The following is a 25936-nucleotide window of genomic DNA, read 5'->3' as shown; positions in this document are numbered from 1 at the left end:
ACATGCTTCTTTCCGCTTCCGACGCGCCACGCGTTGCCCAGGCCCTGGTCGGCCTCGGTGCTGTACGCATTGCTTCGCATCAACCGTTTATCTATACCTCGGGCTGGGCCAGCCCGGTCTATGTGGATGCGCAAGTCCTGATGTCCGATGTCGCACTGCGCGGCGAAATCATGGACATCGCAGCCCGCTGCATGCGCCCTCTGATTGCTGCACGCGGCATCAATGCCATCGTGGGAACCGAAAGCTCGGGCATTGCTTTTGCCGCATGGCTGGCCGAGCGCCTGGAGCTGCCCATGCTGTATTTGCGCAAACGCCCCGTCGGCTGGGACATCACGGCCCAGCTCGAAGGTCGACTGCCCGACAACGCCAAGGTCCTGCTGGTGGATGACGTCACCACCGACGGCCGCTCCAAGGCCGGCACGGTTGCCGCCTTGCGCCGCGCCGGCCCCGTGGTAGAGGATGTGCTGGTTCTGCTTGACTATGCGCTCTATGCCCCCCAGGCAGGCACACTTGCCGATCACGCCTTGTCCCTGCACGCCCTGGCGACCTGGAATCAACTGCACGAAGCACTGCTGGCGAGCGGACAGCTCAGTGCGGAGCAAAAAGCCACTTTGGCGGACTTCTCGGCCTCGCCTGTGGACTGGTCCATCCGCCACGGAGGTAGCGGAGCATGATGGCCTGCAACACCCTGACGGATACCAGCGCACTGGCGCAAGCCTTGCTCTCGGATATTCGCGAAGCCACCCGTGACGGCCTTGGCGTCACCCGCGAAAGCTATGGCGAAGGCGAGACTGCCGCGCTGCGCATACTTGAGGATCGGGCCGAAGATCTGGGCCTGAGCCATGAATGGGATCGGGCCGGCAATCTGTGGCTGAGCCTGCCTGAAGAAAACCGTGCCGAGCCCTTTGTCGTGGTTGGCTCGCATGCCGACTCCGTGCCGCAGGGCGGCAACTTCGACGGGCTGGCTGGCATTGTCGCCGGCATGCTGATGCTGCTTCAGCTACGCGGCCGCCACGAACAGGCACCGCCGCTGCGCGTGCTGGCCCTGCGTGGCGAGGAAAGCGCCTGGTACGGCAAGGCCTATCTGGGCTCTCTGTCCCTGCTGGGCAAGCTACCTGCCGCCACACTGAAGCGGCCTCACCGCGATGGCGTCGGCATCCTGAGCGAAGCCATGTCGCGCTGCGGAGCCGATGTCGATGCCATTGAGCGCGCCGAGCCGCTGCTCGATCTCGCCAATGTCTCAGCCTATCTGGAACTGCATATCGAGCAGGGTCCGGTCATGGTCAACCGCGGCTGGCCGGTGGCCCTGGTCACCGGTATCCGCGGCAATGTCCGCCACAACCTGATCCGCTGCATCGGTGAAACTGGCCACTCGGGCGCTGTGCCGCGCTGGTTGCGCAAGGATGCATTGCTGGCGGTTGCCGAGCTGCTGTCGCGCATGGATGAACACTGGCGCGTGCTGCTGCAGATGGGCATGGACATGGTGATGACCACGGGCATCTGCTCCACCTCGGCACAATCGCATGCTGTTTCCGTCATTCCCGGCGAAGTGGCATTCAGCTTTGAGGTGCGCAGCCAGGACACCCAGACCCTGGAGCGCTTCTACACCCTGATGCGCGAAGAGTGCCAGGTCATAGAGCGCGCCCGCGGCGTACGTTTCGAGTTCGACGAGCGCCTGTTCACGGAACCGGCCACCATGGATGCCGATTGGCTGAACCGTCTGGAAGCAGCGGGGCAAGACATCAAACTGGAGCGCATGGCAAGCGGTGCCGGCCATGATGCGGCAGTGTTTGCCAATGCCGGCGTGCCCTCGGCCATGGTCTTCATCCGCAACGAAAATGGCTCTCACAATCCACATGAGGCCATGGACATAGACGATTTCCTGGCAGGAGTCGATCTGCTGACCCGCGCACTGATTGCCTGAACCCTGCCCGCTCTAGCCGGGCACTTCCAGTGCGCCTTGCAGGCCGGCAGCCATTTTTGCACTGCCGCCTGCTGCCGGAACGCCATTCTTAACATCCTGGCGGCTCCTCGCCCAAGCCCGGGAGCGACTCCGGCGAAGGGCATCGAGCGACCCTCGATCTTTCAGGCAACAGCCTGGAGCAGATTTTCCACATCCTCGTTCGACAGGAATTTCTCGCTATTCGTCCATGCCACAAATGCATCCGGACGAATCAGTATCAGGTCAGATTCATAGCGTGCAAACTCATCCGTTTTGGTAGTTTCGACAATGGTCAGGGGCAGCCGCTTGCTGTCGGCCATATAACGAAACGTCTCAAGCGTTTGCGCGGGCGTATCGGCTGCGAGCAGCGTGTAGCCCTGCCCCAGATGCTCGAATATATTTCTGCCATCGCCGAGCGCGGCCGGAGCCAGGTGGTGACCGGCACGTGCGGTGAATATATGTGAGCCCTTGGCGCTGCAATTGCCGACGGCCGACGCCTGAGCGCTGCGCACAATGGGAGAACCCTCATAGTTGGGCTCGAAAGCATGCACCTCGCCTGCGGCCCCACTGGCCCTCTGACTCCAGGCAGCTTCAAAGGCGCCCCTGTCCTTTTCCGGATCAAAGCTGTCCAGAAACTGGTGATCGGTCTCTATGGACTTGGCAATAAAGTCGTCAATGGTGGATCTGAATACCGGGCGACGCTCCTGGTCATAGGAGTCCAGCAGCGTTTCGCTGCCCCAGCCTTTCAGCACGGCTGCCAGCTTCCACCCGAGATTGCGTGCATCTTCCAGGCCCGAATTCACGCCATAGCCGCCATAGGGAGGATGACTGTGCGCGGCATCGCCGGCGATGAAGACCCGGCCTGAGCGATAGCTGTCGGCAAGCATGAAGCGCAGATCCCAGAAGCCTATATGCTCGAACTCGACATCGAAAGGCGCTCCGACAGCATCTTCCAGATAGGCCTGGAAGTCGAAGTTGTCTGCCGTGGTTCCCGGTGGCACTGGCGCATGGAAGAACCAGGTATTGCCCAGATCGACGCGACCGAAGAATTTCCAGTAGCCCTTTAGCTCAGGCTGAAGCACGTTGTAGTAAGACTTTCCGGGAAAGCGCTCGAGCAACTTGTGCAGTCCCTGTGAGCGGAACACGAGCAGTACCATGAGGCGGTCATGGTCGGTCTTGGTCTGGGTGATGCCTGCTTGCTGGCGCACGCCCGAGCGTGCTCCGTCACAGCCGACGACATAGCTTGCGCGCAGCGTCTTGCGATCCGATCCGTTCTTTTCGGATACCGTTACGCTGACGCCTTCGTCGTCCTGCTCCAAGGTATCGAAGTTCCAGCCGTAAAAGGTCTCAACAGAAGGCAGCTCCGCGGCTCTATCTCGCAGAACCGCTTCCGTGGCGTACTGAGGCAGGCGCTCGTTCGCCGTGAAATAGTATGGCTTGACGAGATCGCGCTGGAGCCAGTCGTAAGAATAAGACCCCAGCAATGTGTTGTAGGCCGTCAGGCCTCCTATGCCGTATTCGGGCGGAATGGTACGAGCTGCGCGAAGCTGCTTTTCCGCACCCCAGGCGTGGAAATGCTCCATGGTGCGCTGGGTCAAGTTCTGCCCCTTGGGAATCGGTTGCGGCTTGGCGTAGCGCTCCACGACGATACAACGGATGCCGCGCTGACCCAGCTCTATCGCCAGCCCCATGCCCACGGGACCGCCGCCCACGATGATTACATCCGCATCCTTGCCTGGCGCTGGTGTCTGATTGACTTGCATATTCATGTTCATTTGATCTTCTTTTTATGGCTGGCTTATTCGGCAGTAATGCCCTGGGTCTTGATGAGATTGCCCCAGCGCCTGGCATCGGCTTCGATCAAGGCCTGGAAGGCTTGGGAAGTGCTGTGCTGGGGCGTCATGCCCTGGGACTCGAATGCTTTGGCAACTTCAGGCTGAGCAAGAATGCTCTTCAGGGCTTCGTTGATGCTGCGTACAAACTCGGGAGGCAGCCCCTTGGGGCCCAGCAAGCCATACCACATGTCCACATTCATATCGCCCAGGTTCAGACTCCTCAGCGAGGGCACCTGAGGCAGGAGCGGGGACGGCGTGTCTGAACTGATCGCAAGCGCACGGAGCTTGCCTGCCTTGATGTGCTGCAAAGCAACGTGGATAGGGAGAAACATCAGATCAATCTGCCCGCCCAGCAAGTCCGTCAAGGCCGGGGCCGTTCCGCGATAGCTGACATGTGTGAGCGATATCCTGGCTTTGCTCTTGAGCAGCTCTGTTGCCAGGTGGTGGGGGGTTCCGGCACCGGGCGAGCCATAGTTCAGAACGCCAGGGTTTTTCTGTGCATAGCCGATGAGTTCCTTCAGATCCGTGATCCGGGATTGAGAGCCCGTGACAAGCACCAATTGACCTACGCTGGTCTGGCTGATGGCGCTGAGATCGCGAACCGGGCTATATCCCATCTTGGGGTAGAGCTCGGTATTCATCACCAACGTATTCACGGTGACAAGCAAAGTCGTGCCGTCGGGAGTGGACCGGACTACCTCCAGGGTACCGATATTGCCCGAGGCCCCTGGCTTGTTGTCCACGATGAAGGGGCGCTGAAAGCGCTCCGAGAGCTTGGGACCGATGACCCGGGCAATCAGATCGATGCCTGTGCCTGGCGTGAACGGCACAACCAGCCGCACGGGAGCTTGCGTATTCGCGAATGCCGAAAGCCCGGAGGAACCCGCGGCTGCTGCGACAGCCACGGTGAGTAGAGCCTTGCGGCGGCTGAGGGGCAAGCCTCCTGCTGAAGGTGTAAGCATGGTGTCTCCTTGTGTTTTGTGCTGCAATTGCACCGCGTCCATTGATTTGAATCAAACGGGAATTTTTGGTGAATTCATCAGTAAAGCTGATTAATGTCGGAAGTCGTCAACTGCAGGCGTTTCTCGAGATATGCAAGTGCGGCAGCTTTGCTGCGGCGGCAGAGCGCATTCATCTGTCTCCGTCGGGAGTCAGCATGCTGGTCAAGGAACTTGAGCGCCAGTTGGGGGTCAGGTTATTCGAGCGAACCACACGCGCAGTGACATTGACCGACGCAGGCCGGCTGCTGCAGCCCTATGCCGAGAGGGTGGTGACGGAACTGCGGCAACTGGGTCTGGCCTTGCAAGGCAGCTCCTCAGCCTCACGGTCGACCCTGACGATTGCCGCGACGCCTGTGATCGCCACCTGCCTATTACCGAAGGTTGTTGCCGAATTTGCACGCAAGCATCCCGAAGTACGAATCCAGGTCATGGATGGCAGCCTCGATACCGTTCGGCAGGCCGTTCTGGAAGGACATGCCAATATGGGTATGGCCTTTTTTGTGAAACCTGCCGCAGGCCTGCTCAGAGAGTCGGTGTGCCGGTTCCGGCTCATGAGCATCAGCCCGGGCGAGAGGCGGCGCAGCAAACAGATCCAGAGCCGCAGCTGGAAGTCTCTGGACGGCCTGCCCATGATCGCTCTGCCGATCTCCAACCCGATTCAGGCCTTGATTGACAAGCACCTTCCCAGCGCCAAGGCCAGCCAGGATGATCGGGCAGAAATGAATTTTCTGGGCACCATGATTGCCATGGTGAAAGCGGGTCTGGGCAACGCAGTCATACCCTCTTTCATGATGGAAGAATGCCAGCAGCACGGCTTGAACATTGCGATGCTGACCGAACCAGCCGTTCACCTCAACATGTACGTCGCGCTACGGAGGGGCGCTGATCGACAGCTTGCCGAGACCCAGTTCATAGAAGCCTTGAAAGCGCATATAGCCACGTCGGATGATCTGGATTGACGCTACGCCCACTGCTTCATGCTCCGAGCCCGTCCGTCGCCACCACTTGCCTGAACACTCCAACACCCACCTCTGCTGGCCTGGCAAGCTCTCAACAAATGAGAATAGGTATCATTTGTGTAGAATCAGCGGATTTCTAATCCCGAGAGATTCCTGTGTCTTCCCCTGCCAACAGCATCGCCAGTGACGCACTTGGCAGCATGTACACACTGCACAACCGCTGGCTGACCGCCTGGCTGCAGCGCAAACTGGGCAATCGTCACGATGCAGCAGATATCGCTCAGGACACATTCACGCGCATCTGGGCGACTGCAAAATCGCAAAGCATCGAGGACATCCGCGAGCCCAAAGCCTATCTGACCACCGTCGCCAGGCGCTTGATGATCAACCACTTGGAACGCAGGTCGATTGAGCAGGCCTATCTGGCATCCCTGCATCTGCTGCCCGAGGAAACAGCACTGTCTGCCGAGGCTCGCGCCATCCTGCTAGAGACTCTGGAGGAGCTTGATCAGTTGCTCGGCGAGCTGCCGGCCAAAGTTCGCACGACATTTCTGCTTTCTCAGCTGGAGGGGCTCTCCTACGAAGAGATTGCATCGCATATGCAATTGAGTGTGCGCACGGTCACCCGCTATATGGCACAAGGCTTCCGGCAATGCCTGCGTGTGATGCTGGATGCCTGAAATGCCTGCAACAGATACCCGCATACTGGATGAAGCAGCCCAATGGCTGGCTCGCCGACATGCCTCGGACTTCAGCGAAACGGAGAATGCAGAGCTTGCCCGCTGGCGCAAGCTAAGTGCGAGGCACGAGCAAATCTGGCAGCACATAGAGCAGCTGCAATTTCGCATGGACAGCGTCCCCCCGGCAGTTGGCATGGCCGTACTCGATCGTCCACGCTCAGCCGGAAATCGCCGGCATATGCTGCGCGCGACGGCACTTGCATTGGCGACTCCCATGCTGGGCTGGTTCTCATACCGCTATCTGCCATGGCAGATATGGCATGCGGACTTCAGGACTGCCACGGGCGAGACACGTGAGGTGACACTGGCCGACAACAGCCATGTGCTGCTGAACACCGCCTCCGCCATCAGCGCACGGTTCGACAGCGAAGCACGTCGGCTTCATCACTACGCAGGTGAAATTCTGGTGGAGACCTCGCATACGAGCACCTACCAGGCCCTGCCGTTCATCGTCCAAACAAGCGATGGTGAACTCAAGGCGCTGGGCACCAGATTCATCGTGCGCAAGCATGCACAGAGCACGACGCTGTCCGTTCTGCAAGGAGCGGTCCAGGTGATGCCCAGCCACTCCACGCAGACGCTGGTCGTGCAAGCTGGCGAGCAAGTGACCTTCGATGCCCGCAATCCAGGCACCGTCACCCCGCTGCCATCCCATGCAGACGCCTGGACCCGAGGCGTCCTGCATGCGCACAGCATGCGTCTGGCCGACTTCCTGGCAGAGTTGCAACGCTACCGCCAGGGAGTCCTGCAATGCGACCCCAGCGTCGCCGAACTACGCGTCTCCGGCGTATTCCAGCTCCGCGACACGGACCGCATTCTGGAGCTGCTGACGCAGACCCTCCCCATACGCACCCGGGAGCGCACCGCTTACTGGGTGACGGTCACATCCTCCTGAGACGGCTCTGCTGCGCCGTCCGGTATCGATGGGTTCCGGACAGTGGCGTAATTTTTTTGTTGCATCGCTGTCCGGTTTTTCCAGCTCGCCTGTCAAGCACATCAAGACCCATTCATTGACAGCCAACGAGGACTGAAAATCATGCCTGCACTGCGCTCGCCGCACTTCCACACAAATTCTCTTGCGGTGCCGCTGCATCCGGTCACCCTTGCCGTCAAAGGCGCTCTGGTCGCTGCCCTTGGCACCGCGACCATGAGCCTGTACGCGCCTGCGACGTACGCAGCAGAGCCCATTGCCCGTCCCGCGCAACAGACCTATCAGATCTCCGCCGGCCCGCTCGGTCCCGCACTGATGGAGTTTGCCGCTCAGACAGGCATCAACCTCAGCATGGACCCGGACCTGCTCAGGAATCAGCGCACCCCCGGTCTGTCGGGCTCCCACACCATCGATAGTGGCTTTGCGCGCTTGCTGGAAAACTCGGGGCTGCATGTCCGCCGGCTGGGCGCCAGCAACTACGCACTGGAAGCCGTACCGGCTGCCAAGGCGGCTACGGCGTCCACTGCACCTCAGAGCGACACCTCCGCATCCGCCGAAAAGTCAGGCACTCCGGAGCTTGCCGCCGTTACGGTGACGGCTCGTACCCAGAACAATCTCGTGGCCCCGGCACGTCAGATCAGCCTGCTCGAAGGCGAAGAAGTTCAGCAACTTAGACAAGGCTCCGACAGCCTGGCCACTATGCTCAGCAAGGTGGTTCCGGGCATGGCCGACTCCAGCCACACCATCACGGACTATGGTCAGACACTGCGCGGGCGGAATATGCTGATTCTGGTCGACGGCGTTCCGCTCAACACCAACCGAGACTCCTCCCGAAACCTCGCCAACATCAATCCTGCCGACATCGAGCAGATCGAGGTGCTGCGCGGCAGCAGCGCCATCTATGGAAGTGGTGCCGCAGGCGGCATCGTCTCCGTGCGCACCAAACGCCCCTCCGGCGAGACCAAGGCAGAGACTGTCGTTACGGGATCGTCACCGCTGTTCAGGCCCAAGGCCGCAGGACTTGGGGCCGAAGTGCAGCACTACCTGTCTGGCGGCGGCGACGTCGTCGACTACTCGGTCAGTCTGGGCGCCAAACATGTAGGCGGCTCATTCGATGCCAAGGGAAACCGCATCGCTCCGGAGCCTAGCCAGGGAGACTTGTTCGACTCCAACATCTATAACGCATCCGCCAAGATTGGCTTCAAGCTGGATGCAAATCAACGGCTGCAGTTCTCGGCGAGCCACTACAACGCCAGCCAGGACACCGACTATGCATCCGACCCGTCGGTGGCCCGCCTGCCTGCCGGCACGGCTGCCGCCAGGCCGATCAAAGGTCTGGTGCTTTCGGACCAGAACCAGATCAAGAACACCATGCTGGGACTTGACTACGAGAACCGCGACCTTGCAGGCAGCACCTTGGCGGCTCAGCTCTACTACCGGGATTTCTACACGCGCTTCGCGCCCTTCGACGCCCGAGCCGTTGCGGTTCGGGGTGCCAACGTCGATCAATCGATGCAGAACTCCGATGTCTTCGGTGGACGCCTGACCATCAAGACGCCGCTGGGACAGGAGAAAAATTCCTTGCTGATCTGGGGCGCGGACTTCAATCACGAGCGCACCGACATGCCGATCGATATCTTTGATCCCAAAGCCTATGACGCCAGCAAAGGACTGGTGTTCAACAAGATCGGCCGCCTGATCTATATGCCGCCAGTCACCACGCGCAGCATTGGCGCCTTTGCCCAGCTGCAGCACAAATTCAGCGACAGGTGGTCCGTGGAAGGTGGCGCCCGCTACGACCGCGCCCAAGCCAGCTTCAGCGACTTCAGCCCTTTGTCGCAATCAAAGCTGCCGAGCCCACAATCCGTGGCTGGCGGTACCGTGAAATATGGCTCATGGACCTATAACCTGGGCACGGTTTTCACGCCGACGAAGGGACATGAACTCTATGCCTCGTACAGCCAGGGTTTCGAGCTGCCGGACATCGGGGTCGTAGTGCGCAATGCCACGGCAGGCTTCAACATCGGCAACTCCAATCTGCAGGCCGTCAAAACCGACACCGTAGAGATCGGCTGGCGCGGGAAGTTCTCGAATGTCATCGCCAACCTGGGAGCCTTTCAATCGCAGTCCGATCTCGGCGCCGTGCAAAGCTTCAACAACGGCCTCACTCTTCTGAGAACCAAGGAAAAAATCCATGGACTAGAAGCCAGCCTGGACTATTTCAGCGACGATGACCGCTGGACCAGCGGCGGCAGTCTCACCTGGATAAAAGGGCGCGAGCTCCCACAGGGCGCAAGCTCCTATCAAAGCATGACGGGCTACCGCATTCCACCCCTCAAACTGACCGCATACGTGGAATATCGCCCCAGTGCCAGCTGGAGCCATCGAGTCCAGGCTACCTCCTATGCCTCCAGAGACTATCGCCTGGACGGCAAGACAAGCTTCGGCCGCTACGAAACCAAGGGCTACACCACGGTGGACCTGATCAGCCAGTGGAAAATCGACCCGAAGAATCGTGTCTCACTGGGTGTGGAGAATTTGCTCAACCGCAACTACTTCCCGCTGTACAGCCAGCTGCTTCGGAGTAACAACAACACCAGCCGCCTTCCAGCGGCAGGCACCGTACTTCGAATCAGCTATGCGCATACCTGGTAGCAATGCCTGAGAAGGCCCGGTCTGCGCAAACAGAGGACAAGCCCGAAGAAGCTTGCTTCACATCGATTGCCGGCTTAGTGGCTTCTTGATGAAATGCAACAGGCAATCAGCTATTGAGTGACGAAAGCATGCAGATGGTGAGCCCAGGTTCCTGGTAATCCTGGAATGACAAGGGCTTGCCACTACGGCACTCGACAATCCAGCCTCGGCAATGCATACCAGAAAGGGCGCTCAAGCCTTGAAGAGTGCCCATGAGGCCTGTGCACGGAAGATTCATCGCAGATGTTCTGCGCGCAGGAAACAAAAAATCCCGCATTGAGCGGGATTTTTTGTTGCAGACTCTGGTTTCGTCTGCACGTTGGTAGGCGCGATTGGACTCGAACCAACGACCCCCACCATGTCAAGGTGGTGCTCTAACCAGCTGAGCTACGCGCCTGTTGTTCTGTTCGATGAAGCAATTGTAGCACGGGTTTTTCACTCATTTTTTGAGAGCTAACATTTTCTTGTCATCAAGCGCTGCCAGCTGCAATCGGGACTTACATCAGCGCCTTCTGGCCGAGCGAACGCCGGAGACACTGGCCACGATGCCGAGCACCTTGTTGAGGCGACCCGAGTCCGCCACTTCCACGGTGAACGTCATCCACGCCGTCCCCTTGACAGACTGGGTCTGCACTCCGATGACATTGGTCTTCTCGCGTGCAAACACGTCCGAGATGTCGCGCAGCAGGCCTTGACGGTCGGCTGCCTCGACTGCGACGTCCACGGGATAAACCGGTCCGCCCTTGTCCACATTCTTGGGGGTGCCCCAGTCGACCTCGATGACACGCTCGGGGCTCTTGGCCATCATCTCGCGGAAATTGGAGCAATCGCAGCGGTGCACGCTCACGCCCTTGCCACGGGTCACAAAGCCACCGATCTCGTCCGGAGGAGCGGGCTTGCAGCATTTGGCCAGCTGCGTCATGAGCGAATCAACGCCCACCACCAGCACCCCGCCGCGCGAAGAGTCATGGCCGCGCGCCTTGCGCACCGGCGTGAATGCGTCCTCCTCTGGCGTTTCTTCACTGGGACGCAGCACTACTTCGATATTGCGCAGTGAATACTCGTCCTTGCCCACGACTTCAAACAGTGCATCGGCGGACTTGAAGCCCAGTTGCGCCGCCAGCTCTTCGAGCTTGATCGCCGTCTTGCCTTCGCGCTGCAGCAGCTTCTCAACCGCCTCACGCCCGCGCGAGACGGTTTCGTGCGTGGCCTGGGCATTGAACCAGGCGCGCACCTTGGCCTTGGCCCGGTTGCTGACCAAGTAACCCAGGTCGGCATTGAGCCAGTCGCGGGAAGGCCGGTCTTCCTTGGCCGTGTTGATTTCCACGGTCTGACCGCTTTCCAGAGCGGTGTTCAGCGGCACCATGGCTCCGTCCACACGCGCGCCGCGGCAACGATGACCCAGGCTGGTGTGCACCGAGTAGGCAAAGTCCACCGGCGTGGCTCCTTGCGGCAGCTCGATCACGGCCGCATCGGGAGTCAGCACATAGATGCGATCTTCGAACAGGCCACGCTGGGCCGAGCCCGTCAGATCGCTGCCCCAGGCCAGCAACTGGCGCAGCACGGCGATCTTGGCGTCATATTCGCTGGACGCCGACACGCCCGCATAGCCCTTGGTGCCGGCTTCCTTGTAGGCCCAGTGCGCGGCCACGCCATGCTCGGCATGGTCGTGCATGGCCTGGGTACGGATCTGGATCTCTATGGTGCGACCGGTTTCATCGCGCACCACCGTGTGCAGCGACTGATAGCCATTGGGCTTGGGTTTGGCGATGTAGTCGTCAAACTCCTTTTCCAGCGGCGTGAACTGCTCGTGCACCCAGGACAGGGCTGCATAGCAGTCCTTGACCGTAGGCACGATGACGCGCATGGCACGGATATCGAACAGCTGGTCAAAGCTCAGTGACTTGCCGCGCATCTTCTTGACGATGCTGTAGATATGCTTGGGGCGTCCCTGAACCGAGGCGCTGATGCTGTGGGCGCGCAGATCGGCCTCGAGGCGCGCACGCATCTGCTCCATATAGGCTTCGCGCTCGACGCGCTTTTCGTCGAGCAGACGCGCAATCTGGCGGTAGGTATCGGGCTCCAGAAACCGGAAAGCCAGGTCTTCGAGCTCCCATTTGATCTGCCAGATGCCCAGACGGTTGGCCAGCGGCGCAAAGACATACAGCGCTTCGCGCGCGATGCTGGGCGAGACCGGGCTCTTCTCGGCCGCGTAGTAGCGCAGCGTCTGCAGGCGCGACGCCAGGCGCAGCAGCACCACGCGCAGGTCGCGCGAGAAGCCCAGCAGCATCTTGCGTACGTTCTCGGTCTGCGTGGCCACGCCATCGACATGCTGGCTGCTCAGCTCGGCGTCTCGCGCCTGCTGCTGCACGCGGATGAGCTTGATGGTTTCGACCGCCAGGGTCGCAAAATTATCGCCAAACGCCTTGGCAATCACTTCCTGCGGCTTGTTCAGGTGCACGCTGGCGTGCACCAGATAAATGGCCGCCTGCATGGTTTCCGAGCCACCGATCTTCTTGAGGATGGCGGCAACGGCGTCGGCGTGGGTCAGGGTGTTTTCACCGGTCTCCATGACTTCGCCGGCAATCAGCGGTTCTGCAAAGGCGCGGGCACGCGCCAGCGCATTGACTTGATCGGGCAAAACCTCGGAAGTGGCGGTAATCAGATGCGGCGTAGGCTCCGTGAGCTTGGGTGCGGCGTCAGAGACGGTGGTTACGGTATCGCTGGTCTTCATGCAGCTTCCTCTTGGGCCTGCTGCGCAAGACTGATGCTCGCAGGCAGACCCTTATCCCCTTGTAAAAACTTTTGTATCAAAGCCACTTGTCCCGGCACTACCAGTGTAGGAGCATGTCCCACGGCTTCCAGTTCCGTGCAATGCGCTCTGGGGCCACGCTCGGACATGGCTTGGGCGGTACGGCCGGAAAGCAGATCAGACTCGGCCCCTCTGATAAGCAAGACCTGTGCCGTGATCTGGTCGTAAAGCTGCCAGAGCAAGGCCTCACCGGCCTGAGCGGTCTCGCGCGTCATCTGAGCCATGGGCACTGCAATACGGGGGTCGTAATGCAGCACCACGCCCCCTTGGGGATCAGGCTTGATCATGGCCTGCGAGAGCCGGCTCCACTGCTCATCGCTATGTGGGCCGAATCCTTCGGAAATCAAGCGCATGGCGGCGGCGGCGCTCTCGAAGTTGGGAAACTGCAAGCTTTTGCCGACATAGGAACCGATGCGTTCCAGCGACTCCCACTCAATGGTCGGGCCGACGTCGTTGAGCACCAGCCGTCGCACCGGCACCGGCAGCGGCAGACCGGGCTGGCCCACGATGCCCATGCCGATCAGGCCGCCCATGCTGGTGCCGACCCAGTCCAGGGTTTCAATCGGCGCCTGAGCATGCAGCTGGGCCAGCAGCGCCAGCATATCGGCCGCGTACAGCGGCAGCTGATAACCCATGGGGTCGGCCAGCCAGTCGCTTTCGCCGCGCCCCACCACATCGGGGCAGATCACGCGGGCAAAGCGGCTGAGCTCGGCGGCCAGCACATCAAAGTCCCGCCCCTGGCGCGAGAGGCCATGCACGCAGACGATGACATGAGGATGTCTTGGATTGCCGGTACGGTTCCATTCCCAGTACGCCATGCGGTGGATGCCCTCGGGTTGGGCCCCAAGCTGCTCCAGGCGCTGAGCGCTGGCCCAGGTGGGAGCCATTGCAGAGGCTCCGGGACACGATACGTAATTCAGCGTAGGTTGATTCATGGAGAACGTGTTTTCAGGACCGGGGCCGATAATGGCTGTGTCGCATCGTAATTCATTCGGAGACCTTGTATGTCCATGTTGAAAGGCAAAACCGCTCTCGTGACGGGATCGACCAGCGGAATCGGCCTAGGTATCGCAATCGCTCTCGCACGCCAGGGCGCCAATATCGTGCTCAACGGCTTTGGCGATGTCGAAGCACCCCGCGCCCAGGTACTGGATGCAGGCAAGTCGGCCGACATCAAGGTCGGCTACCACGGTGCAGACATGAGCAAGACCGCCGACATCGAGGCCATGATGAAGTACGCCGCCGCCGAGTTCGGCCGCGTCGACATCCTGGTCAACAACGCCGGCATTCAGCATGTGGCCAAGGTGCAGGACTTCCCCGTGGAGAAGTGGGATGCCATCCTCGCCATCAATCTGAGCAGCGCCTTTCACACCACGCGTCTGGCCCTGCCCGCGATGCAGCTGGCCAACTGGGGACGCATCATCAACGTGGCTTCGGTGCACGGCCTGGTCGGCTCGGCCGAAAAATCGGCCTATGTCGCCGCCAAGCACGGCATCGTCGGCCTGACCAAGGTGACGGCGCTGGAAAACGCCACCACCGGCGTGACCTGCAACGCCATCTGCCCCGGCTGGGTGCTGACGCCGCTGGTGCAAAAACAGGTGGATGCAAAAGCTGCCGCCCAGCACATCAGCAACGAGGATGCCACCAGACAGCTGCTGGGCGAAAAAGAGCCTTCCATGCAGTTCACCACGCCCGAAGAGCTCGGCGAGCTGGCCGTCTTTTTCTGCTCGGCCGCGGCCAACAATGTGCGCGGCGTGGCATGGAATATGGACGGCGGCTGGGCTGCACAGTAGCCACCGCAGGGCTTGCGCGGAAGCATCTACTAATTAGATAGCATCTAGCGCTTGCCATCAGACATCTTCAGCATCAAATCATGATGAAAATCAAAAAGGAGCAGCGCGAGCTGCTCCTTTTTTCATACGAACCTGACGCAGATTCGATCACTGCATCTGAATCGAGCCGCCGACGGTGACCGTCACCTCGGCGCGGTCCGCCTCCACCGGCACGGGCGCGGCATCCGCATAGCTGGCCTTGGCCATGCTCATCATGCGCGGGCGCGGCATGGGATGCCCGCCACCGCCGCTGCTGCTGACATTGACCTCGCGCAGGCTGTAGCCTGCAAAGCCGAAGCTCTTGGAGATGGCCGCAGCACGCTGGCGGAAGTTCTCGATCGCCTTGGCCTGAGCTTCGCCCTCCACCTTTTCCCGCGCCTCGCGCGAGAGGCCGAAGCTCATGCTGCCCAATGTCATATCCTGCACCTTGGCCGCCGCCTGGGTGATGCGCACGAAGTCACGCCCCTGCAGCACGATCTCGGCCTGGCCCTGCCAGCCTTCAATCTTGCCGTTGTTGCCATAACGCGGCGAGATGGAGAAGTTGCCGGTGCTCAACTCCATCTGCCGACCTTGCGCATCGTTACGCAGCGTGGTCATGGCGGACTCCACGATCTTCTGCAACTGGGACTGCACCGAAGCGGCATCGCGGCCGTCCTTGCTGGCCGACAGCGTCGCCGTCATCCAGTCCTGCTTGACCTCCACCGTGCCCTGGGCCGACAGCTGCACCACATTGGCGGATCTTTGCGCGTCACGCGCTGCGGCCTGCGCCCAGACATTGCCACCGGCACAGGCCGCAGCCAGCGCCAGGGCGGCAGCCGTGGCGCGAGAAGAAGAGGAAGACTTGGAAAATTGATTCATGCGGTTCACCTTGTAAGTAAATCAGGCCATGCAGATACACATGCATTTCACCATTGCGCAAAGCCGCTGCTGTGCAGCATGTCAGCCCAGAGTGTGACTTTATGTACGAATAGCCGACATTAGTCACACCACCAGAACAAACATTGAAACAATAGGGCAAAATACTCTTAAAAAGTTCCTCAAGAAACATTTATTGTTCTATTTACAAACGCAACAATCGTAACAAGTGGCAAGACTTGACCTTGTTTTGCTGGATTTTTTGGATCTAGCGATAACAATGGGCCAGTTACAAATAAATCGATAAGGACGATCATGGCAACGACGAACAACCGTACTGACAAGATCCTCGTGGTGGATGACGATGCACGCATCCGCGACCTGCTGCGCCGCTATCTGACGCAGGAAGGCTTCGAGATCATGATTGCCGAGGACGGCAAGGCGCTCAACCGCATCCTGCTGCGCGAGACTGTCGATCTGATCGTGCTTGATCTGATGATGCCCGGCGAGGACGGTCTGTCCATCTGTCGCCGCCTGCGCTCGGCCAACGACCGCACCCCCATCATCATGCTGACGGCCAAGGGCGAGGACGTGGACCGCATCGTGGGCCTGGAAGTGGGCGCCGACGACTATCTGGGCAAGCCCTTCAACCCACGCGAGCTGCTGGCCCGCATTCATGCAGTGCTGCGCCGCCGCCCACCCCAGGAAGCGCCGGGCGCGCCTTCCGGGGACAACGAGGTGGTCACCTTCGGCCCCTTCACCTTCGACCTGGGCACCCGCGTGCTGCAAAAGAATGGCGAAGAGCTGCCACTGACCACGGGCGAATTTGCCATGCTCAAGGCCCTGGTGCGCCACCCGCGCCAGCCGCTGTCGCGTGAAAAGCTGGCCCTGCTGGCCCGCGGCCGCGAGTTCGAGCCCTTCGACCGCAGCCTGGACGTGCAGGTCTCGCGCCTGCGCAAGCTGATCGAGGAGGACGCTGCCGCACCGCGCTATATCCAGACCGTCTGGGGCGTGGGCTATGTGTTCGTACCCGATGGCATGAACTGATACCGCCAGCCTCCACTGCAACAAGCCGCCCGCTGCGCGGCTTGTTGCGCTTGGGTGCCGGCCCGTAAGTCAAGCTCTTTCAACAACCACCTGTAGATAGACACTTTTTGGATAAACCGTAACCCGAGTCGCCCATATTGGGCGTACCCTCGGGTCCAGTTATTTCCGCATTGCTGTTCATGAGCGCTTTTCACCATACGCCGCCCGACGCCACCAGCCCCGTACCCCTGGAGTACGAGCGGCGCAGTACAGCGCGCTCCCCTGTGGGGCTGAACCTGTTCTGGCGCACCTTCTGCCTGCTGGCACTGCTGCTGGTGGGCAGCATCCTGGCCTGGCTGCAGACATTGCGGGCACTGGATTTCGAGCCGCGCACACTGCAGACGGCCAAACAGGTGGCCTCACTGGTCAACCTGAGCCGCGCCGCACTCGAGCATTCGGATGCGATCAATCGCGTCTCCCTGATCAAGACCATGGCCGACCAGGAAGGCGTGCGCATTCTGCCCCGCGAGCCCGGCGACTCATTCGAGCTGCTGGAGCAGAACGCACTGGGCCAGAAGCTGACCGAAGAGCTGACCACCCGCCTGGGCTACGGCACCGTGGTGGCGCGCAGCGTCAACGGGGAGCCGGGCCTATGGGTGGGCTTCACCATCAATGGCGACCGCAACTGGATGCTGATGGACCAGTCGCGCTTCACTCCCGCCAGCGGCCAGACCTGGCTGATCTGGCTGATCACGGCCGCCCTGCTCTCGCTTATCGGCGCGGCCGCCATTGCCCGTCTGATCAACCGGCCGCTCAAGCAGCTGTCTTATGCGGCCAACCGCGTGCGCGAGGGCGACTTCGACGCCAGCCAGCTTGACGAGGAAGCCGTGACCAGCGAAATCCGCGAGGTCAACATCGGCTTCAACCGCATGGCGCAGAAGCTGGCCAAGCTGGAACAGGACCGCGCCGTGATGCTGGCCGGCATCTCCCACGACCTGCGCACGCCGCTGGCACGGCTGCGCCTGGAAACCGAGATGAGCGTCTATGACGATGTGGCGCGCGAGCACATGGTGGCCGACATCGTGCAGCTGGACGCCACCATCGACAAGTTCCTGGACTACGCCCGCCCTGATCATCGCGTCATGCTCAGCCCCGTGGACCTGCATGCCGTGGTTGCTTCCTGCGTCTATGCCGTGCAGGATCACCGCGAACTGCAGATCACCATGAACGTGCCGGAAGACCTCTACGTCATGGCCGACGAGGTAGAGCTGGCACGCGTGATCTCCAACCTCTTCGAGAACGCACGCCGTTACGGCAAGACCCCGTCCACCGACACCACCGAAGTGGACGTGGTTGCCAAGGAAAGCGAGAAATGGGTGGTCATCCGCATCCGCGACCATGGCAAGGGCGTGCCTGCCGAGCAACTGGCCAACCTGACCCAGCCCTTCTTCCGCGGCGACACGGCGCGCACGGCTGCCGCAGGCGCGGGCCTGGGCCTGTCCATCGTGGACAAGACCGTGCAGCGCATGGGCGGCATGTTTGCCCTTTCCAACTCATCGACGGGCGGCCTGGTCGCCCATCTGCAGCTGCAGCGCGCCATGGGCGTGACGGCCGGTGCGGCGCCCGAACAGCGCCTGCAGCGCCCCCAGGTCAAGCGCAATCTGCCCCGCGACAAGAAAGACGACGAGACCGGGGAAGACTGAATCGGCCCGCCTCCATGCACAATCGGCATCGCCTTTTCAACCATCTGCCGGAGAGTTCACCATGCAAGCCCGATGCCTGTGCAAAGCCGTTCTCGTTACCGCACCCGACACCCACGAAGTTCATGTCTGCCACTGCAGCATGTGCCGGCGCTGGGGAGAAGGCCCCGCCTTCACCCTGCATGGCGGCACGGCAGTGCAGACCAGCGGCCCGGTCACGCGCTATGCATCCTCGCCCTGGGCCGAGCGTGTCTTTTGCAGCAGCTGCGGCACCCACCTCTTCTATCGCCTGCTGGCCAGCAACGAGCATTTTCTGTCCGCCGGGCTGTTCCAGGATGCCCAAGGCCTGAAATTGGCACAGCAGATCTATATCGACGAAAAGCCCGACTATTACGCGCTGGCCAATGACACCCCGACCCTGACCGGGGCCGAAGTGCAAGCCCTCTATAGCGATTCATGACCGGCTTTCGCCACGGCCATGGCGTGAAGCAGGGTCAGGCAGTTCGCACCAGCAAGGCCACTGCACGCGCCTCCATGGCCTGCAGCTGACCCACAGGCCCGAGCTTCTCTGCGGTCTTGGCCTTGACGTTGACCTGCTCCACATCCAGCTCCAGCACCTGGGCAATACGCTCGCGCATCTTCTCGATATGGGGTGCCAGCTTGGGCGCCTGAGCCACGATGGTGCTGTCGATATTGCCGATTTCGAAGCCCTTGGCGCGCACGCGCCTGGCAGCTTCGGCCAGCAGCACGGCGGAGTCCGCCCCCTTGAACTGCGCGTCGGTATCCGAGAAATGGCGGCCGATATCGCCCAGCGCCGCAGCGCCGAACAGCGCATCGGTGATCGCGTGCAGCAGCACGTCGGCATCAGAATGGCCGAGCAGCCCCAGCGTATGAGGCACTTCGACACCGCCGAGAATCAGCTTGCGGCCTGGCACCAGGGCATGCACATCCCAGCCTTCACCAATACGAAAATTCATAAAAATCCTTGTCAAACCCTTGCTCATAAAGCGCAAGCAGCTATCAAATTAAATACAATCTACACCAATCCGGCTCGGACACGGTCTTGCCAGCCGCCAAGCCCTGTCGATGGCGAATCCGTCTAGCCACGCGCCTTGCGCTGCAGCAGCACGGCCTCGGCCAGTGCAAAGTCGTCGGGATAGGTCACCTTGAAGTTCTGCGCACCACCCGGCACCAGCCTGGGTGAGTGACCGGCCAGCTCCATGGCGCTGGCTTCGTCGGTCACCGCAGCACCCGCCGCCTGCAGCGCCGCCTGCAACGCAGCAATGCGGAACATCTGCGGCGTCTGTGCCAGCCACTTGTCACTGCGCTCCACCGTCTGCGCCACACGCGCAGGGCCCGCGCCTGCGGCCTGCTGCTTGAGCGTGTCGGGCAGCTTCAGCGCCAGCAACCCGCCCACCGCATCCGGCAGGCAGGCATCAATCAAGGCATTGACCTGCGCCGACGTGACCAGGCAGCGCGCCGCATCATGCACCAGCACCCAGTCCTCACCGCTGGCCCCCATGCGCAGCAACTCCTGCAGGCCGTTGCTCACGGTCTCGGCACGGGTGGCTCCGCCACAGGCAGCAATGCCGAGCCGAGCGTCCGTCGCGCGCCCCTGCCAGAAACCATCGGAAGCAGAGACCACCAGCAGCACACTGTGCATGCGCTCCACCGCCAACATGGCGGCCAGCGTGTGCATGACCATGGGCTGGCCGGCAACACTCTGGTATTGCTTGGGCAGTTCGGGGGCCGGGGAATCTGCGGCAATGGCGCGCAGACCGACGCCCGCGCAGGGAATCAGCCCCCAGCAGCGGGGCGCAGATGCCGGCGACGACACCGCTGCAGCGTTTGCCTTGTCGTCCGTCATGGACTCAGGCGAGAAAAACCGATCTGTCATGCACAGTATTTTAAAATCAGCATTTCGTCCGAAAGCCCGTGAGATCCATCGAAGTCCTGCTTTCGACTTGCATCGCCTTGAGGTGTCCCCATTTTGAGTGAATGCGCTGCCAACCATCAGCTCCGCGCTGATTGGGCTGTGAGCCCTGCCTTTGATGGCCGGACTCGCTCGCATTCAATCTGCCCCCGTTTTTTCGTACCCAGCCCGCTCCTGTGCGTCGCTGCCTGCGTTCGTCTGTGAAAAACCATGCAACTGCCCAAGCTCACCCCCGGTAAACGCTTTCACCTGCCCCGCCCTGTTGGCAGCGCCGACGCGCTGCTGCTGGCCAGGCTGGGCGAGCGTGAAAAGCAGGACGGCCGGGTCACGGCCATCATCACGGCCGATGCCGCCGATGCCCACCGTCTCATGGAGGAGATGGCCTTCTTCGCCCCGGAGCTGCGTTGCGCATTGTTTCCCGACTGGGAAACCCTGCCCTACGACAGCTTCTCGCCTCACCAGGATCTGATCAGCGAGCGCCTGGCCACGCTGTGGCGCATCAACCAGCGCGACAAGCAGCATGGCGCCGATGTGGTCATCGTGCCCGCCACCACGGCCCTCTATCGCCTGGCCCCGCCCTCGTTTCTGGCCGGCTATACCTTTGAGTTCAAGCAGGGCCAGAAGCTCGACGAGGCAAAGCTCAAGGCCCAGCTCACGCTGGCGGGCTACCAGCATGTGTCCCAGGTGGTCAGCCATGGCGAATACGCGGTACGCGGCGGCCTGATCGACCTGTTCCCCATGGGTTCGCTCCAGCCCTACCGCGTGGACCTGTTCGACGACGAGATCGACTCCATCCGCACCTTCGACCCCGACACGCAGCGCAGCCTCTACCCCGTGCCCGAGGTGCGCCTGCTGCCCGGCCGCGAATTCCCGATGGACGAGGAAGCGCGTGCCAAGTTCCGCAGCCGCTGGCGCGAGCTGCTCGAGGGCGACCCCACGCGCAGCCGCATCTATAAGGACATGGGCCTGGGCATTGCCACGGCCGGCATCGAGTACTACCTGCCGCTGTTCTTTGACGAAACGGCCACCGTCTTTGACTATCTGGGCGACGAGGCCACCGTGGTGCTGCACGGCGATCTGGAGCCTGCCTTCCAGCGCTTCTGGCAGGACACCAAGGACCGCTACCGCCTGGTGCAAGGCGACCCCGACCACCCGGCGCTGCCGCCCGAGACGCTGTTTCTCAGCGCCGACCAGTTCTATACCCGCAGCAAGGAGCATGCCCAGCTGGCCTTGCGCCCGGGCACCGAAGATGTGGCCGACAGCGCCATCTTCCAGAAGCTCGAAGACCTTTCCGTGCTGCGCGGAGCCGATGATCCGCTGGCCAAGCTGCAAAAACATATAGCAGCCAGCGCAAGCCGGGTCTTGCTTCTGGCCGAATCCGATGGCAGACGCGAGAGCCTGCTCGACTTTTTCCGTGCTTCGGGCGTCAACCCGCCCGTGTTCGATTCTCTGGCCGAGTTTCAGGCCGATGCCACGGAAAAGATCGGCATCGCCACCTCCAGCCTGATGACGGGCTTTGCCTGGGTCGAGGAAGGCCTGGACTTCGTCACCGAAACCGAGCTGTTTGCCAGCAGTCCCACGGGCCGCCGTCGCCGCCGCCAGGAGCAGGTCAGCGATGTGGAGGCCCTGATCAAGGACCTGTCCGAACTCAAGGTGGGAGACCCCATCGTCCATTCCGACCACGGCATAGGCCGCTATCGCGGGCTGATCAACATGGATATGGGCCAGAAGAACCCGGACGGCACGCCCGCGCTGCAGGAATTTCTGCACCTGGAATATGCGGCCGATGCCGTGCTCTATGTACCCGTCAGCCAGTTGCACCTGATCAGCCGCTACACCGGCGTCTCGCCCGACGATGCGCCGCTGCACAAGCTGGGCGGCACGCAATGGGAAAAAGCCAAGCGCAAGGCCGCCGAACAGGTGCGCGACTCGGCTGCCGAGCTGCTCAACATCTACGCCCGCCGCGCCGCGCGCCAGGGCCATGCCTTCCGCTTCCCCACGGCCGACTACGAGCAGTTTGTGGCCGACTTCGGCTTCGAGGAAACGGCCGACCAGCGCGCCGCCATCCACGCCGTGGTGCAGGACATGATCAGCCCCCAGCCCATGGACCGTCTGGTCTGTGGCGATGTGGGCTTCGGCAAGACCGAGGTCGCACTGCGCGCGGCCTTTGTGGCGGCCATGGGCGGCAAGCAGGTCGCCTTCCTGGCCCCCACCACGCTGCTGGCCGAGCAGCATTACCAGACCCTGGTGGACCGCTTCTCCAAATGGCCGATCAAGGTGGCCGAGGTGTCGCGCTTTCGCTCGGGCAAGGAGATCACGGCGGCCATCAAGGGCATCTCGGACGGTACGGTTGATATCGTGGTCGGCACGCACAAGCTGCTGTCCGAATCCACGCAGTTCAAGAACCTGGGCCTGCTCATCATCGACGAGGAACACCGCTTTGGCGTGCGCCACAAGGAAGCCATGAAGGCCATGCGTGCCGAGGTCGATGTGCTGACGCTGACGGCCACCCCGATTCCGCGCACCATGGGCATGGCGCTGGAGGGGCTGCGCGATCTGTCGGTGATCGCCACGGCGCCGCAGCGGCGTCTGGCCATCAAGACCTTTGTGCGCAATGAGGGCACGGGCGTGATTCGTGAAGCCGTGCTGCGCGAGCTCAAGCGCGGCGGACAGATCTACTTCCTGCACAACGAGGTCGAGACCATAGAGAACCGCAAGCAGAAGCTGGAGGAAATCCTGCCCGAGGCACGCATCGCCGTAGCCCACGGCCAGATGCCCGAGCGCGAGCTGGAACGCGTGATGCGCGATTTCGTGGCCCAGCGCTACAACATATTGCTGTGCTCGACCATCATCGAGACCGGCATCGACGTGCCATCGGCCAACACCATTCTCATCAGCCGCGCCGACAAGTTCGGTCTGGCCCAGCTGCACCAGCTGCGCGGCCGTGTGGGACGCAGCCACCATCAGGCCTATGCCTATCTGATGGTGCCGGACCTGGACGGCCTGACCAAGCAGGCCCAGCAGCGACTGGAGGCCATTCAGCAGATGGAAGAGCTGGGCTCGGGTTTCTATCTGGCCATGCACGACCTGGAAATCCGTGGCGCCGGCGAGGTGCTGGGCGAAAACCAGAGCGGCAATATGATGGAAGTGGGCTTTCAGCTCTATAACGAGATGCTGTCCGAGGCCGTGCGCAGCCTCAAGGCCGGCAAGGAACCCGATCTGCTCTCGCCGCTGTCGGCCTCCACCGATATCAATCTGCACGCCCCGGCCCTGTTGCCTAACGACTACTGCGGAGACGTGCATCTTCGTCTGTCGTTCTACAAGAAGCTGGCCACGGCCAAGACGGCCGATCAGATCGATACCCTGCTCGAGGAAATCGTGGACCGTTTCGGCAAGCTGCCGCCCCAGGCGCAGACCCTGATCGACGTGCACCGCCTGCGCGTACTGAGCCAGCCCTATGGCGTGGTCAAGGTCGATGCAGCTCCCGGCGTGATCAACATCAGCTTCAAGCCGCAGCCACCGATCGATCCCATGAACATCATTCACCTGATCCAGAAGAACAAGCACATCAAGCTGGCGGGCAACGAGAAGCTGCGCATCGAAAAAGAGCTGGAGAACCCCAAGGACCGTGCCCAGATGGTGCGCGATGTGCTGCGCAGCCTGGGCCAGCCGCTCAAGAGCGAAACAGCTGTTCATGCCTGACAGGGCTGCTGACAAAGCCAGCAGGGCTATTGACCCCAGTCCGATGCAGACGGCGCAAGATGGCGGCGGAACCTGATTTTCCGAGCTGCCATGTTTCTTGAAGCCGCCATTGCCCTGCTCGCTTTGTTTCTGGCCCTGCTCTGCCGTCCCTGGCGCATGCTGGGCAGCCGGGCCGGCCCCGGCGGCATGCATGACCCGGTACTGTCGCCGCTGATCACACCGCTGCTGGCCATTCTGGTGCTGCTGCCCTGGGTCTGGGCGCTGCCAGAGCTGCACAAAATGCCTTTGCAACTGCACTGGTCTGGTGCACCGCTGGTGCTGCTTCTGATCGGCTGGCCGCTCGCAGTGCCCGTACTGCTTGCGACAAGCGCTATTGCCTTTGCACTGGCTCCCGCACTCGGACTGCAGGACGCTCTGGGCCTGGCGGTCTGGCAGGGGCTGGTGCCGGCCACGCTGGCCATGCTCTGGGGGGCAGCAGTGCGCCGCTGGTGCTGGCACAACATCTTTGTCTTTATTTTCCTGCGTGGCTTTCTGGGCACGGTTGTGTGCGTGTTCATTGCGTCCTTGCTCGGCCAATGGGCCGGGCATGTGCTGCCCAATGTCAACGACGAGCTCTCGCACATGGCACGCTGGCTCATGGCCTGGAGCGATGGCGTGACCACCGGCATGCTGACAGCGGTATTCGTGGTATTTCGCCCGCACTGGGTGGCCACCTGGTCCGATGCCATATATCTGCAGCCGCCTGGCAATCCTGAAAGCTGAGGCCGTCGAAGCGCATCAGCTCTACCACTTCAGCTCTGCCACTTTCCCGACCACTGCGCAAACCGCATCTTTCCCATCCGGCAAAACGCCAAGGCATTTGGCACAAGGCTTGCTCATCATCGGGCTATCGCACCGCGGCAATCACCAAGCTGGTGCATATCTTGAGAAAGAGAGGGATCGCATGCTGCTCCAACCCGTCCGCAATATCGCTCACAGCAAAATTCGCCATGCCGTTCACGCCATGGCCTGCCCAGCACTGGCCTGTGCGCTGGTGGCAGGCTTTGCCGCCACGGCTCAGGCACAGGACGCCTATCCCGAGCGAGCGGTCAAGGTCATAGTCGCGCTGCCCGCAGGAGGCAGCGCCGACATGATTGCCCGAGTCGTGGGTCAAAAGCTGGCCACTGAACTCAAGCAGCCTTTTGTGGTGGACAACCGCGCCGGTGCCTCGGGCCAGATCGGCACGCCGGCCGTTGCACGTTCCGCCCCGGACGGCTATACGCTGATGGTCTCGCCGGCCTCATTCCTGACCACCAACAAGAGCATCTTCAAATCCCTGCCCTATGACCCCGAGGCCGACTTCGCGCCCATCAGCAAGCTGGTAAATCAACCCATGGTACTGGTGGTCAAGGACAGACAGAAATTCCCCAGCGTGGCTGCCGTGGTGGCAGCCGCCAAGGCAGCCCCAGGCAAGCTGACCTTTGCCTCATCCGGCGACGGCAGCCCACAGCATCTGGCCGCGCTGATGTTCGAGACGCGCACCCAGGCCAAGATGCTCCACGTGCCCTACAAAGGCGGTGCGCCGGCCGTCAACGACACACTGGCCGGCAATGTGGACATGCTGTTTGCCGTGCTGCCCGAAGCCCTGCCCCATATCCAGGCCGGCAAGCTGCATGCCCTTGCGCTGATGGCGCCCAGGCGCGCGGCCATGCTGCCCAACACCCCCACCATGGCGGAAGGCGGTTTTGCCGACCTCAACCTCTCGGCCTGGGTCGGCCTGTTCGCACCGGCCAGGACGCCGCAGCCCGTGATCGACAAGCTCAACCGCGCCGTGCGCCTTGCACTGGACAGCGAGATCAAGACCAAACTGGGTGAAAACGGCATGGAAGTCGCACCATCGACGCCCGAGCAGCTCAGGCAGACCGTGGCCCAGGACATCAGGCTGCATGCCGAGCTGGTCAAGGCTGCGGGCATTCAGCCGCAGTAAGCAGGCAC

The 25936-nt window shown here is 61.7% G+C and carries 20 protein-coding genes and 1 tRNA gene; 13 read left to right on the top strand and 8 right to left on the bottom strand.

What is annotated here, in order from left to right; all coding sequences use genetic code 11:
- Positions 1 to 2: 2 nt before the first annotated feature.
- A complete protein-coding gene (locus ACLBXN_RS06725; RefSeq protein WP_043004235.1) occupies positions 3 to 674 on the top strand; it encodes an orotate phosphoribosyltransferase in 672 nt (223 codons plus the stop codon).
- The gene (locus tag ACLBXN_RS06720) at positions 671 to 1924 is read left to right on the top strand and encodes a hydantoinase/carbamoylase family amidase (RefSeq protein WP_447611581.1); all 1254 of its coding nucleotides are present in this window, start codon (positions 671 to 673) and stop codon (positions 1922 to 1924) included. The genes ACLBXN_RS06725 and ACLBXN_RS06720 overlap by 4 nt, the downstream gene beginning before the upstream one ends.
- Positions 1925 to 2085: 161 nt before the next feature.
- Here the strand turns inward: ACLBXN_RS06720 and ACLBXN_RS06715 are convergent, their stop codons facing one another.
- Positions 2086 to 3711: an FAD-dependent monooxygenase gene (locus ACLBXN_RS06715; RefSeq protein ID WP_447611623.1), complete on the bottom strand. Its 1626-nt coding sequence runs from the start codon at positions 3709 to 3711 to the stop codon at positions 2086 to 2088.
- Positions 3712 to 3740: 29 nt separating this feature from the next.
- Entirely contained in the window at positions 3741 to 4739 is a 999-nt protein-coding gene (locus tag ACLBXN_RS06710) for a tripartite tricarboxylate transporter substrate binding protein (protein ID WP_447611580.1), read from the bottom strand.
- Between the two features lie 68 nt (positions 4740 to 4807).
- On the opposite strand from ACLBXN_RS06710, the gene ACLBXN_RS06705 reads away from it, so the two are divergent.
- From ACLBXN_RS06705 to ACLBXN_RS06690, 4 genes are all read left to right on the top strand, one after another.
- The gene (locus ACLBXN_RS06705; protein WP_447611579.1) at positions 4808 to 5737 is read left to right on the top strand and encodes a LysR family transcriptional regulator; all 930 of its coding nucleotides are present in this window, start codon (positions 4808 to 4810) and stop codon (positions 5735 to 5737) included.
- Between the two features lie 200 nt (positions 5738 to 5937).
- A complete protein-coding gene (locus tag ACLBXN_RS06700) occupies positions 5938 to 6417 on the top strand; it encodes a sigma-70 family RNA polymerase sigma factor (RefSeq protein ID WP_447611622.1) in 480 nt (159 codons plus the stop codon).
- 1 nt (position 6418) lies between these two features.
- Positions 6419 to 7372, top strand: coding sequence for a FecR domain-containing protein (locus tag ACLBXN_RS06695; protein ID WP_447611578.1), 954 nt, complete (start codon positions 6419 to 6421; stop codon positions 7370 to 7372).
- Positions 7373 to 7513: 141 nt separating this feature from the next.
- The gene (locus tag ACLBXN_RS06690) at positions 7514 to 10063 is read left to right on the top strand and encodes a TonB-dependent siderophore receptor (RefSeq protein WP_447611577.1); all 2550 of its coding nucleotides are present in this window, start codon (positions 7514 to 7516) and stop codon (positions 10061 to 10063) included.
- Positions 10064 to 10422: 359 nt separating this feature from the next.
- Here the strand turns inward: ACLBXN_RS06690 and ACLBXN_RS06685 are convergent.
- The 3 genes from ACLBXN_RS06685 to ACLBXN_RS06675 form a co-directional block, all read right to left on the bottom strand.
- A tRNA-Val gene (locus ACLBXN_RS06685) sits at positions 10423 to 10499 on the bottom strand.
- Positions 10500 to 10604: 105 nt separating this feature from the next.
- Positions 10605 to 12836, bottom strand: coding sequence for a RelA/SpoT family protein (locus ACLBXN_RS06680; RefSeq protein ID WP_043004215.1), 2232 nt, complete (start codon positions 12834 to 12836; stop codon positions 10605 to 10607).
- Entirely contained in the window at positions 12833 to 13849 is a 1017-nt protein-coding gene (locus ACLBXN_RS06675) for an alpha/beta fold hydrolase (RefSeq protein WP_447611576.1), read from the bottom strand. The genes ACLBXN_RS06680 and ACLBXN_RS06675 overlap by 4 nt, the downstream gene beginning before the upstream one ends.
- Positions 13850 to 13924: 75 nt before the next feature.
- Here ACLBXN_RS06675 and ACLBXN_RS06670 point away from each other — a divergent pair, with 75 nt between their 5' ends.
- Positions 13925 to 14707, top strand: coding sequence for a 3-hydroxybutyrate dehydrogenase (locus tag ACLBXN_RS06670; protein ID WP_447611621.1), 783 nt, complete (start codon positions 13925 to 13927; stop codon positions 14705 to 14707).
- Positions 14708 to 14854: 147 nt separating this feature from the next.
- On the opposite strand, the gene ACLBXN_RS06665 is transcribed toward ACLBXN_RS06670, so the two are convergent.
- The gene (locus ACLBXN_RS06665) at positions 14855 to 15604 is read right to left on the bottom strand and encodes an SIMPL domain-containing protein (protein ID WP_447611575.1); all 750 of its coding nucleotides are present in this window, start codon (positions 15602 to 15604) and stop codon (positions 14855 to 14857) included.
- A gap of 312 nt (positions 15605 to 15916) precedes the next feature.
- On the opposite strand from ACLBXN_RS06665, the gene ompR reads away from it, so the two are divergent.
- The 3 genes from ompR to ACLBXN_RS06650 all read left to right on the top strand — a co-directional run bounded on the left by ompR (position 15917) and on the right by ACLBXN_RS06650 (position 18787).
- Entirely contained in the window at positions 15917 to 16648 is a 732-nt protein-coding gene (gene ompR, locus ACLBXN_RS06660) for an osmolarity response regulator transcription factor OmpR (RefSeq protein WP_003055820.1), read from the top strand.
- 179 nt (positions 16649 to 16827) lie between these two features.
- Positions 16828 to 18330 (top strand): sensor histidine kinase, encoded by a 1503-nt coding sequence (locus tag ACLBXN_RS06655; RefSeq protein WP_043004213.1) that lies wholly within the window; start codon positions 16828 to 16830, stop codon positions 18328 to 18330.
- 61 nt (positions 18331 to 18391) lie between these two features.
- Positions 18392 to 18787 (top strand): GFA family protein, encoded by a 396-nt coding sequence (locus ACLBXN_RS06650; protein ID WP_447611574.1) that lies wholly within the window; start codon positions 18392 to 18394, stop codon positions 18785 to 18787.
- 34 nt (positions 18788 to 18821) lie between these two features.
- Here the strand turns inward: ACLBXN_RS06650 and ispF are convergent, their stop codons facing one another.
- Together ispF and ispD are read right to left on the bottom strand one after the other, a co-directional pair.
- Positions 18822 to 19304, bottom strand: coding sequence for a 2-C-methyl-D-erythritol 2,4-cyclodiphosphate synthase (gene ispF, locus ACLBXN_RS06645; protein ID WP_407715995.1), 483 nt, complete (start codon positions 19302 to 19304; stop codon positions 18822 to 18824).
- Between the two features lie 122 nt (positions 19305 to 19426).
- A complete protein-coding gene (gene ispD / locus ACLBXN_RS06640; RefSeq protein ID WP_447611620.1) occupies positions 19427 to 20194 on the bottom strand; it encodes a 2-C-methyl-D-erythritol 4-phosphate cytidylyltransferase in 768 nt (255 codons plus the stop codon).
- 276 nt (positions 20195 to 20470) lie between these two features.
- Here ispD and mfd point away from each other — a divergent pair, with 276 nt between their 5' ends.
- The 3 genes from mfd (at position 20471) to ACLBXN_RS06625 (ending at position 25928) form a co-directional block, all read left to right on the top strand.
- Complete coding sequence (gene mfd / locus ACLBXN_RS06635; RefSeq protein WP_447611573.1) at positions 20471 to 23962, top strand: transcription-repair coupling factor; 3492 nt, start codon at positions 20471 to 20473, stop codon at positions 23960 to 23962.
- A gap of 90 nt (positions 23963 to 24052) precedes the next feature.
- Positions 24053 to 24724 carry a hypothetical protein gene (locus tag ACLBXN_RS06630; protein WP_447611572.1) on the top strand — a complete coding sequence of 224 codons (672 nt, stop codon included), beginning with the start codon at positions 24053 to 24055 and terminating at the stop codon, positions 24722 to 24724.
- A gap of 181 nt (positions 24725 to 24905) precedes the next feature.
- Positions 24906 to 25928, top strand: coding sequence for a Bug family tripartite tricarboxylate transporter substrate binding protein (locus ACLBXN_RS06625; protein ID WP_447611571.1), 1023 nt, complete (start codon positions 24906 to 24908; stop codon positions 25926 to 25928).
- Positions 25929 to 25936: the final 8 nt, after the last annotated feature.

Source organism: Comamonas sp. C24C, from assembly GCF_053345995.1.
The sequence above is the reverse complement of the archived record's forward strand: the minus strand, read 5'-3'. Positions and strand labels throughout refer to the sequence as shown.